At 43.3% G+C, this 10,355-nt stretch carries 8 protein-coding genes; 4 read left to right on the top strand and 4 right to left on the bottom strand.

The window, feature by feature from the left end; all coding sequences use genetic code 11:
- Positions 1-483: 483 nt before the first annotated feature.
- Positions 484-1,272 (bottom strand): helix-turn-helix domain-containing protein, encoded by a 789-nt coding sequence (locus tag ACED28_RS14305; protein ID WP_065608445.1) that lies wholly within the window; start codon positions 1,270-1,272, stop codon positions 484-486.
- Between the two features lie 98 nt (positions 1,273-1,370).
- Here ACED28_RS14305 and ACED28_RS14300 point away from each other — a divergent pair, with 98 nt between their 5' ends.
- The 3 genes from ACED28_RS14300 (at position 1,371) to ACED28_RS14290 (ending at position 4,165) form a co-directional block, all read left to right on the top strand.
- Positions 1,371-2,264 (top strand): DMT family transporter, encoded by an 894-nt coding sequence (locus ACED28_RS14300; RefSeq protein ID WP_017096228.1) that lies wholly within the window; start codon positions 1,371-1,373, stop codon positions 2,262-2,264.
- An 894-nt stretch (positions 2,265-3,158) separates the two neighbouring features.
- Positions 3,159-3,662 carry an acyl-CoA thioesterase gene (locus ACED28_RS14295; protein ID WP_012600206.1) on the top strand — a complete coding sequence of 168 codons (504 nt, stop codon included), beginning with the start codon at positions 3,159-3,161 and terminating at the stop codon, positions 3,660-3,662.
- 230 nt (positions 3,663-3,892) lie between these two features.
- A complete protein-coding gene (locus ACED28_RS14290; RefSeq protein ID WP_012600205.1) occupies positions 3,893-4,165 on the top strand; it encodes a hypothetical protein in 273 nt (90 codons plus the stop codon).
- 561 nt (positions 4,166-4,726) lie between these two features.
- Here the strand turns inward: ACED28_RS14290 and malG are convergent.
- The 3 genes from malG to malE form a co-directional block, all read right to left on the bottom strand.
- Entirely contained in the window at positions 4,727-5,617 is an 891-nt protein-coding gene (gene malG / locus ACED28_RS14285; protein WP_009845806.1) for a maltose ABC transporter permease MalG, read from the bottom strand.
- Between the two features lie 11 nt (positions 5,618-5,628).
- On the bottom strand, positions 5,629-7,200 hold the full coding sequence (malF, locus tag ACED28_RS14280; protein ID WP_009845807.1) for a maltose ABC transporter permease MalF: 1,572 nt from the start codon (positions 7,198-7,200) through the stop codon (positions 5,629-5,631).
- 78 nt (positions 7,201-7,278) lie between these two features.
- A complete protein-coding gene (gene malE / locus ACED28_RS14275) occupies positions 7,279-8,463 on the bottom strand; it encodes a maltose/maltodextrin ABC transporter substrate-binding protein MalE (protein WP_009845808.1) in 1,185 nt (394 codons plus the stop codon).
- A 665-nt stretch (positions 8,464-9,128) separates the two neighbouring features.
- Between malE and malK the strand changes: the two genes are divergently transcribed.
- Positions 9,129-10,241, top strand: coding sequence for a maltose/maltodextrin ABC transporter ATP-binding protein MalK (gene malK, locus ACED28_RS14270; RefSeq protein WP_009845809.1), 1,113 nt, complete (start codon positions 9,129-9,131; stop codon positions 10,239-10,241).
- The last annotated feature ends 114 nt before the right edge of the window (positions 10,242-10,355 follow it).

The raw sequence follows: 10,355 nt of genomic DNA, 5'->3' as shown, positions 1-10,355 counted from the left end.
TGAAAAGCGAAATGTCGCTTAGCTAAGTGTCCAGTCTGACTGGAGCAGATCAAGTGCTACCTATAGCATTAGCTGAATACATGACGGGACTACTATAAGAGTTTTTTGCAACGTCATCTTTTGGGTCTGCAACACTTCCTGATGCCTGAGTCATAGACATTTGAGGAACTACGGTTTTAGTCTTTTTAGGTGGTGGCGCAGCGCTATCGCTACCACCACCGCATGCAGAAAGTGTTACAGCTAATACTGATATCGTTGGGATAATAAACTTCAAATTTTTCCTCGGCATTTTGAGTAAGTGATTATATAAATTTTCACTCAAATACGATAAAAAAACTAAATGCTTATATAACCAAATTCAAACCATTGACGAAACAGACGTGTACGCCCGCTATCAAGACCAAATTTAATCCTTTAATAACAAAAAGTTAAACACAAAAAGGAAAGTAAGCGATTATTGACACGCTTGACAAAAGAAACCAATCACAACAAACGGTTCTTATACTGTTCTGGCGTTTGGTTCGCGTAACGTTTAAACATAGTGATAAATGGGCTTGCTTGGTTATAACCCAATGTAAGAGCGACCTCTTTAACCGACTGGCCGTTTCTCAACAAGTCCATTGAGTATAGGTAGCGCACTCGCAGTCGCCACTCGGTAAAGCTCATTCCGAGCTCCGTCTGGCAGTGGCGAGAAAGGGTTCTTTCCGTAGTGTGGACACGTTCAGCCCAATCTTTCAGCGTCACTTCATCGGTTGGGTTCTCTTCAACAGAAGCTAATATAGGCGCTAGATACTTATTGTCGGTTGAAGGCAAGAAGTGGTGTTCAACCTCACGCTGCGCAAGTTGGTCAAGCAGTACCTGAACGAGCCTTTGATCTTGCTCTTTTTCTGCAACATTGATTCCACGCTCGCGAAAGTCATCGATAATAGAAGACACAATCGGCGTGATCTTTATAAGGCTGGTTTTATCTGGCAGGTGTTGCGTGAGTTCTGGGGCGATATTTAGCGAGCAGTAGTCCAAAGGCTTACGGTTATAACTGCAGTGCATCACCCCGGCCGGTACCCAAATCGCTAGATGTGGTGGCGCTAGAAATCGAGTGCTTTCCGCTTCCATCTCTAATATACCGCCACTGATCAATTGAACCTGTCCCCATGAGTGGCTATGAACTCGGGTTTCAGTGTTCGAAAGAAACGCTTCAAAATTCATAAATACGTTGGATGGTGCCTTGTCAATTGATAAGGATGGATGAAGGTTTCTGGAGTGTTTTTTCAAACTTGTCTTCCTATCGCGCCTGATGTCTTTATAAAGATACTTGTAAGTATAACGACCTGTCAAACTAGCCGCATCAACTCATTCGCCACGGAATTCACATGCATTATCTCTTACCATTTTTTACAGTCTGTATCTGGGGTGCCAATGCAATCGTCAACAAGCTTGCTGCAAGCACCATAGAACCTAGCGCGATGAGTTTTTACCGTTGGTTTTTTGCGATGTTAATTCTCACGCCTTTCTGTATTCGCCCAGTAATGAAACAGTGGGCGGTCATTAAACCAAACCTATCAAAATTAGCGTTCCTCGGCTTTTTGGGCATGGTGTTGAACCAATCTCTAGGTTATTACGCGGGCTTAACCACAACCGCTTCTAACATGGCACTGATCACTTCTTTGGTTCCATTGATCAGTGTGTTTTTAAGCGTCCCTCTGTTGCACAAGTCGATTTCTAGTTTGAGTATTGTGGGCGGTGTGTTGTCACTGTCAGGCTTAGCTCTGATGTTAGGTAAAGGCGACCCGTTATTCTTCATGCATCAAGAATTGACTCAAGGCGATGGCTATATGTTAATTGCGGCCTTTGTTTATGCGTCTTACTGTGTGTTATTGAAACGCTGGAAAATGCCAATCAGTAGCTGGGTGGTGATTTACATTCAGGGACTGTTTGCTGTCGCGATGCTTACGCCACTTTGGCTTACCAGCGAACAGCTTTTACCACCGCAACAAGCGATACCATTGATAGCTTACGCCGCGGTGGCCGCTTCAATTTTAGCGCCTTGGATGTGGGTGAAAGCGATTGATACCATTGGCGCGGATTCAAGCGCGATGTTTATGAATCTGATGCCAGTTATCGCGATTGTATTAGCTTCCACCTGGCTGGGTGAAAAGATTAACCAGTTCCACATCATTGGTGGTGCAATGGTGATTTCCGGTGTCATCCTTGCTCAAATCAAAAGAAAACCAAGGCTTGAGGCTCCCTTACCTCAGCAAAACTAACCCCGCTTAACCAGCGACAATGCCCCATTCCATTTTCCACTCAGTACCTGCCTCGTTAGCAGGTACTTTTGCTTATTTTCGATTTCTCGATTCATGCTCTCTAATTTTATTTTTCGTTCATGAAGCTTTTAAGTACACTTAATAATGGTGTTTGCTATTGCAATATCTCGCCAACTTCCATTTAATGCACTAAGTACGGTTTAAGTGTTCAAAGCGTTAGAATAACTCTCCAGAAAGCAGGTAACTGTTGATCTAATCGCTCTCCTATGGTCACACGGCTCATGTAACCCAGGCCGCCATGAGCCATTTAGACAATTTACAGCAACGAAATAACCTTCTAGTTACTTTGGTTTATACGAAAGTTAACACTTTAAAATCGATATAAATTTAGCTTTAACACCTTAACTTACCGATAAATACAGATTATTATTGCAAAATGTATTGAAAGAGTTTTCTAGCAATAATACGAAAGGAAATATCTACGCGAAGGTTCTATACTTTTCGAACAGAAAGTGAGCTTATAAGAAAACAATCAAAACTATCGTTTTGGGATTAATTAAGATACCATCACTTAAACTAAACCGGATAAGCAACGGTTAGTTGGCTAACTCAAAAAGGTACCGATATGAGTACCACACGGCTTAGAAACACCTAGCATTCAGCTAGGTGTTTTTTTTTGCAATCCACCCTTCCGCCAGCTTGCTCGATAGAGTACTCCTCTGTTGGAGCGTCACGTCCACCTCCTTTAAACATCAATAGTCATCAACTCGCCATCTGTTTGAAAAAATAGTCTTGTTCGAGAGATTATCCGCTTTAATTTATGTCATCTTAAGTATATTGTTATTAGCAAGTAACGAGCATGTTATTCAGAACAATAATAATGAAGGAAGATAGATGAGCAGTCACAATAGCCGACAAGATGGTAAACGAGACGTTACTCTGCGTTTTTTAGCTGAACCCGGGGATGTGAACTTTGGTGGTAAAGTTCATGGTGGTGCCGTAATGAAATGGGTCGATTTAGCGGCTTACGCTTGTTCTGCTGGATGGAGTGGTAAGTACTGTATTACCGCTTACGCTGGTGGTATTCGATTCGTTGCTCCAATCCATGTGGGTAACCTTGTTGAAGTAAGTGCGAAGGTCATTTATACAGGTTCATCTTCTATGCACATCGCTATCGATGTTCAAGCCAGCGACCCAAAAGAACTCAACAACCGTCTAACGACTCACTGTATCGTTATTATGGTCGCTGTTGATGAAAATGGTAACCCGACTAAAGTGCCAGAATGGGTACCAGAAACATCAGAAGACATTGAATTAAGAGATTCGGCTATTCGTCTTATGAACATGCGAAAACAGATCGGTGAAGAGATGGAAGCACACGTGAAGTATCTTAAATAGACGCCACTAGCAGATCTACCCTACAAAACCTTATTACGATGCCAGGCAGTACTTGCTTGGCATTTTCAATTCCCTCTCTATACCCAAGTAAATCCGTTACACACCTAATGCTGACTATAAAGCGTGATACCCAGTCAAAAGTTAAAATGATCCGATACTTGTTCACGGATTTATTTTGACTGTAATAAAGTCGTCATTTTGCTCTGTTTAAATACCGTCAATCATAATGGATGTATTTAAATTTCTTGGAGCCACTTTTGAGCACAACATTTCCCACCCTTTGCGAATCTACACTGACGAACTTGAAGGCAGTTGAGTATCAATGGGTTAGAAGTTTGTACGTCGAAGGCTACGACACTAATGAAATTAACCACTATATCCAAGCTTGTTTTGGCGGTGATCAGACGTTTGCGGATCTGTTTCGTCGCGTAGCTCTTTATCAAGACAGCATCTATGTTTTACTTCAGCATTTAGGTTGCGCACCTTCTAGCAAAGAGTTCTAGTCTCACATCACCTCTTCCTTTTCTCCTTCCCTTTTTGAAATATTTACCACTAAATCAATAACTACCGAGAATACCCACCACAAAAAATTAACACGAGCCTGCCTTTATAGGCACTTTCTGTGTAATAGACCGATCCGTTGCATGCAAATTATTGAAGTATCACGCATGGAAATATTACACATATATCAATAGAGCTGTGGCCCCCTATACTGAGTGTCTGATTTGTGAGACTCGTTGATGTCTTCAATTAGAGAGATGAAACCGGAAAAATCCAGGAAAGAGGTACTTCAGTATTTAATGACTGAAAGAAACCAAAAAGACTGAGATAGAGATAGAGATAGAGATAAAAGTAGCGGGCATAAAAAAACCCAAGTAAGTACCTGGGTTAGAGTTACAAAAACCACTAATCATTAATAGCGTAAGGAACCTGATTAGTAGCCAGCTATGCGTAACCTGAGGGTTATTTTTATTACTGATCGGCGGCCAAACCAAATGATGTAATAAAAATGCCAATATAGAGCGACCTAACGGTCGCTCTTTTGTCTTTCTTATAAGGACAGCTTATCCTTTTACACCACCCGACGTCAAACCGCCAACTAACCAACGCTGAGCCAGTAAGAACACGATAGTAATCGGAAGTGCGGAAAGTACCGCTGCTGCCGCAAAGTCGCCCCATAAGTAGTTCTGAGGATATAGGTACTGCTGCATACCTACCGCTAGCGTGTAAGAGTTCACGTCCGATAATAGGATGGAAGCAACTGGTACCTCACCAACAACACCAATGAAAGATAAAATGAATACAACCGCTAGGATGGGTACTGACAGTGGTAATAGAACCAATCTGAACGCTTGCCAAGGTGTTGCGCCATCTAATGCTGCAGCTTCTTCCAAAGAGTTATCAATCGTCTCAAAGTAGCCCTTAATCGTCCAAACGTGTAATGCAATACCGCCCAAGTACGAGAAGATCAGACCGCCATGCGTATTCAAGCCTAAGAATGGGATGTATTGCCCTAATTTGTCGAACAGTGCGTAGATAGCCACTAGAGCCAATACCGCAGGGAACATTTGAAAAATCATCATCGCTTTCAGGATAGTTTCTTTACCTTTAAAGCGCATACGAGCAAATGCGTAAGCCGATGTTGTCGACAGTGTCACAATAAGAATTGACGTAATACCCGCTACTTTTATTGAGTTCCACAGCCAAGTCAGTACTGGGAATGGAGGCGGAGTAACTGAGCCATCAGCATTCGTCACTGACATACCCAGAGCCAATTTCCAGTGTTCCAAAGATGGGTTGTCTGGAATCAAGCTACCGGTTGCAAAGTTACCTTCGCGGAATGAGATAGCAATAATCATCAGTAGTGGGAAAATAATTAGCGCTAAGAAGCACCACAGCGCAATATGCGTTGCCCATACTCGGTATTTAAGGCTCTTACCTTGTACCATAGCCATTGTCGTGCTCCTTAATCTTGAGTCAATTTAGTGAAACGAAGGTTTAGTAACGCTAGGGCACCAACCAATAGGAAGATAAGCGTTGCGATTGCACTTGCTAGACCAAAGTCTTGACCACCACCGCCTTCGAATGCAATTCGGTACGTGTAGCTTACAAGCAAGTCTGTGTAACCCGCTGGCTCAGAAGTACCAATCATGTTCGGGCCACCGTTCGTCAATAGTTGAATCATGACAAAGTTATTGAAGTTAAAGGCAAACGCTGCAATCAATAGCGGTGTTAACGGTTTTATCATCAATGGAAAAGTGATTCGCTTGAAGTTATCAAGGAAGTTAGCACCATCGATTGCTGACGCTTCGTACAAATCTTCAGGAATCGCTTTTAGTAGACCCATACATAGAATCATCATGTAAGGGAAGCCTAGCCAAGTGTTAACAATCAACACCATGGTTTTCGCTAAGATCGGGTCGGAGAACCAGTTTGGGCTTAAACCAAAGATACTCTCAAGCACCATGTTAATCTCACCAAAGCTCTGGTTGAATAGGCCCTTAAAGATAAGAATCGAGATAAATGCTGGTACGGCGTAAGGCAAAATTAGTAGAACACGATACACAGCACGGCCTTTCAGCTCTTCCCACTGCACAACGTTTGCCAGAACCAAACCAATTGCAAGTGTGAAGGCTACCGTACAAATGGAGAATACAACCGTCCAAATAAAGATACTGATAAACGGTTCTTTGATGCCGTCATCTTTCCAAACACGTTCAAAGTTGGCTGTACCAATGTCTACAACAAATCCTGGAGAAATGGTGTTACCGATAAACTCACCTTTCTCGTCAACCGGTTGGTAGAAACCCACTTCCATGTTTGGTTTCAATATTTCACCAGATTCATTGTTGTATAACGTTTCCCCGTCATCTTGAAGAGTGTAAAGCGGTGCAACGGCAGCAAATTTACGTAAGCCGCTCATGCGGATGTCATCACCATTTGGCAGATGGAAATCGACACCACTGATCACAGAGCGATTTTGGATGATCGCTTTGATCTTCTCTTTTTCACCTTGTACAGAGTCAATTGCAGATAGGTCCATCTCTGTTGATGTCATGCCTTCCAGAGAAAATACATCAGTTGCTAACAGCTGGTCGCCATCTTTCACAACGATCTGGTGACCGTTATCTGTTTTGTACAAAGTGAATGGGTAGCTTTCACCGCTTTGGAATGAACGGTCTAAAAGAACGGTTTGAGTACGCTCTAGAGAGAGCTGGTTTTTTGCGCTGTAGTTAGTAAACGCAAGCCCTACGGTATATGCCAGTGGGAAAAGAATGAATAAGATCATTCCGGCAATACCGGGGTAAATATAACGGTGGGCGTAAGTTTTCTTACTACCAAAAATGTAAAGAGCCAAAGCCGTTAAAATCACAGTAAGCAGCGCAAATGCGAGCTCACCGCGAGAATACATTAAAATTGTAGCGTAGCCATTAATTAAGCCAACACTACCAAGCAACCCCCATTTGATGAAGACGCTTTTACTGCCTGGAAGGCTTGATGGTGCCGGGATCGCATCTGAACCTTGAACTGACTGCATAGAGGAACCTGCTAACGAGATATAAAAATAGAAAAGTAAGGAGAGGTTGCCCCCTCCTTAAAAGGTAGTGCTTGGTTGTTACTTAGTCATTCGAGCTTCAGCACCTTTTAGTGCTTGCTCTACTGATTGACGGCTATCAACTACGTTGCCAATAGCTTCTTCCATGCTGTACCAGAATGTTGTGAACTGAGGGATGTTAGGCATGATTTCGCCGTTCATCGCGTTATCCATTGTTGCTGCAATACGAGTGTCGCTGTCTAGTTGACGTTGGAAAGAGTTAAGAGCAACAGCGCCTAGTGGCTTGTCGTCGTTCAAGCTCTTCATACCTTCATCAGTTAGTAGGTAGTTTTCCATAAACTCAACGGCTAGATCACGGTTTGGAGAAGCGGTGCTGATACCACCAGCCCATACACCAACGAATGGCTTAGACGCTTTACCGTTGAACTTAGGCAATGTTGCTACGCCGTAATCTACGCCAGCTTTCTCGATGTTTGCCCAGCCCCAAGGACCGTTAATTGTCATTGCAACGTTACCCGCTACGAATTCAGACTCAGCAACTGAGTAATCCATATCCGCAGAAATAACTTTGTCTTTTACCATCTTCTCAATGAAACCTAGAGACTTCTGAACACCGTCAGTCGCTACGCCTGCATCTTTAATGTCGTAACCTTCCGCTGTTTGCTTGAACGCGTAACCGCCGTCAGCTGCAAGTAGAGGCCATGTGAAGTAAGCGCCACCACGTAGAGGCCACATGATTGCTTTCTTGCCATCTTTTTGAAGCTTAGCGTTTAGTGCAGGGATCTCTTCCCAAGACTTAGGTGGATTGGGAACAAGTGCTTTGTTGTAGATAAGAGAAACTGACTCAACTGCAACTGGGTAAGCGATTGTTTTACCGTCGTAAGAAACAGCATCCCATGCGAAGTCTACGATACCTTCTTTAGTTTCCTTAGAAGGTTTGATATCAACAAGAAGACCTGCTTCTGCAAAACCACCAAAACGGTCGTGTGCGTAGAAAATCATGTCTGGGCCATCGCCAGCTGCTGCAACCTGAGAGAATTTCTCTTCTAGTTTGTCAGGGAAAGCGACGGTTACTTTAACACCAGTATCTTCTTCAAAGCGTTTACCTACTTCAGCCATTCCTTCATAAGCTTTGTCGCCACCAACCCAAATAGTTAGTTGACCTTCTTCGATAGCAGCGTTTGCACCAAAAGAACCCAGAGCAACGATTGTGCCTAGAGCTACAGCGCTTAGAGCGTTTTTCATGTCAATATCCTTTTTATATTTATACGTAGGGCGCATTCAATTAAGACGAGCCAGTTTTCGGAGGCTATGATCTGAGAAAATCAATGACAGCTCATCATCCTAGCCACTACGCCCTAGCTATTATGGCCTAATTTCGTGATCGTCATCCGGTAAGATTGGCGAGCGAAGTCACAAAGTAGATACTCATCGTGATCCACATCACCGTTATGCGGTGGATTTATTTGAACTGGATCGCCAGTTATAGATAACCCCCTTTATCTACTCCTCCCCTCCTACTCCCCCTAGTTAATTTTCTATTGGGAGGATGTACCATTACGCGAATTCACCGAAACTGCATTCATCCAAGAGTGGATAGTAAGAACCCTTTACCAGCGAATGTTATGCGTTGACGCATTCTTCATTTAGTTGGCTTCACTGCCCGCTGTTGTCTTTATTAAGCATCGAGCTAAATCTGTGATTGAATCACGGGGGAGATTTAGCTCGATGTGGGGGAAATAGGCACCAGTTTGGCTATGACGGGTGGGCTTGGTTAAAGAATCCAAGTCCCACCCACTTTTTTCTTACTCACTCAATACTTACCAATTCCTACAGTTACTGCTGACCCAAAAATTCCTTATAATGATAAGCAGTAAAACTTAAAATTTGATCGATCGAGGACAAGCTAGATGGCGAGTGTCACGTTAAAAAACGTTTATAAATCATATGGTGATGTACAGATTTCTAAGGACGTAACCTTAGACATCAACGAAGGTGAGTTCGTAGTATTCGTTGGACCATCAGGTTGTGGTAAATCGACGCTATTACGCTGTATCGCGGGTCTAGAAGATATTACGTCTGGTGATTTGTACATTGGTGATCAACGCATGAACGATGTTGAGCCATCAAAACGTGGTGTGGGTATGGTATTCCAATCTTACGCGCTCTACCCGCACCTAAATCTCTACGACAACATGTCTTTTGGTCTTAAACTGGCAAACGCCGATAAAGCTGAAATTGACAAGCGTGTAGAACATGCTGCAGAAATCCTTCAGCTTGGTCACCTTCTTGAACGTCAACCTAAAGCATTGTCTGGTGGTCAACGTCAACGTGTTGCTATCGGTCGTACTCTGGTTTCTCAACCAAACGTATTCCTACTTGATGAACCTCTATCTAACCTGGATGCAGCACTGCGTGTTCAAATGCGTTCACAAATCACGAAGCTACAGCGTCAACTGGGCTGTACCATGATTTATGTAACACACGACCAAGTTGAAGCGATGACAATGGCGGATAAAATCGTTGTGCTTGATGGTGGTTTTGTTTCTCAAGTGGGTAAACCTCTTGATCTTTACCACTATCCTCAAAACCGTTTCGTTGCTGGCTTTATTGGCTCACCAAAAATGAACTTTATGTCGGTTCACATCGAACAAGCTGAAGCAGAACGCGTATTGGTACAACTTTCAAACGGTATGACTTTCTGGATCCCAGTTGATGGCACGACTGTCAACGCTGGTGACCGTATGTCTCTAGGAGTTCGTCCTGAGCACTTGTTGTCTGCTGAAACAGGTGATGCGACGATTGAAGCTGATGTGTTGATGGTCGAGAAGCTCGGTAACGAAACACAAGTTTACCTAAACCTCGACAGTGCCGATGCTGACGTTATCTATCGCCAGCCAGACACGTTGACGATTGAGTCTGGTGACAAGCTAGCGATTGGTATTCCTGCACACCGTTGTCACTTGTTCCATAGCGATGGTAGAGCATGTCGTCGCTTGTACAAAGAGTACGGCACCGACTAATCAATTCGTCGTTTTAGGATATAACTTGCCCGTATCGAATCCCTCTTACCTTGTAAGGGGGATTTCTCATTTTCTGACAACGAGTTTTACTTTCATTAAATAGATCGCGCTTTG

The sequence above is a fragment of the Vibrio sp. 1F253 genome (assembly GCF_041439295.1).
Lineage (GTDB): Bacteria > Pseudomonadota > Gammaproteobacteria > Enterobacterales > Vibrionaceae > Vibrio > Vibrio tasmaniensis_A.
The sequence above is the reverse complement of the archived record's forward strand: the minus strand, read 5'-3'. Positions and strand labels throughout refer to the sequence as shown.

Bases quoted from the DNA above. Each gene is read 5' to 3' on its own strand.
- ACED28_RS14300 (WP_017096228.1), top strand. From the start codon at position 1,371: ATGCATTATCTCTTACCATTTTTTACAGTCTGTATCTGGGGTGCCAAT.
- ACED28_RS14295 (WP_012600206.1), top strand. From the start codon at position 3,159: ATGAGCAGTCACAATAGCCGACAAGATGGTAAACGAGACGTTACTCTG.
- ACED28_RS14290 (WP_012600205.1), top strand. From the start codon at position 3,893: ATGTATTTAAATTTCTTGGAGCCACTTTTGAGCACAACATTTCCCACC.
- malG (WP_009845806.1), bottom strand. From the start codon at position 5,617: ATGGCTATGGTACAAGGTAAGAGCCTTAAATACCGAGTATGGGCAACG.
- malF (WP_009845807.1), bottom strand. From the start codon at position 7,200: ATGCAGTCAGTTCAAGGTTCAGATGCGATCCCGGCACCATCAAGCCTT.
- malE (WP_009845808.1), bottom strand. From the start codon at position 8,463: ATGAAAAACGCTCTAAGCGCTGTAGCTCTAGGCACAATCGTTGCTCTG.
- malK (WP_009845809.1), top strand. From the start codon at position 9,129: ATGGCGAGTGTCACGTTAAAAAACGTTTATAAATCATATGGTGATGTA.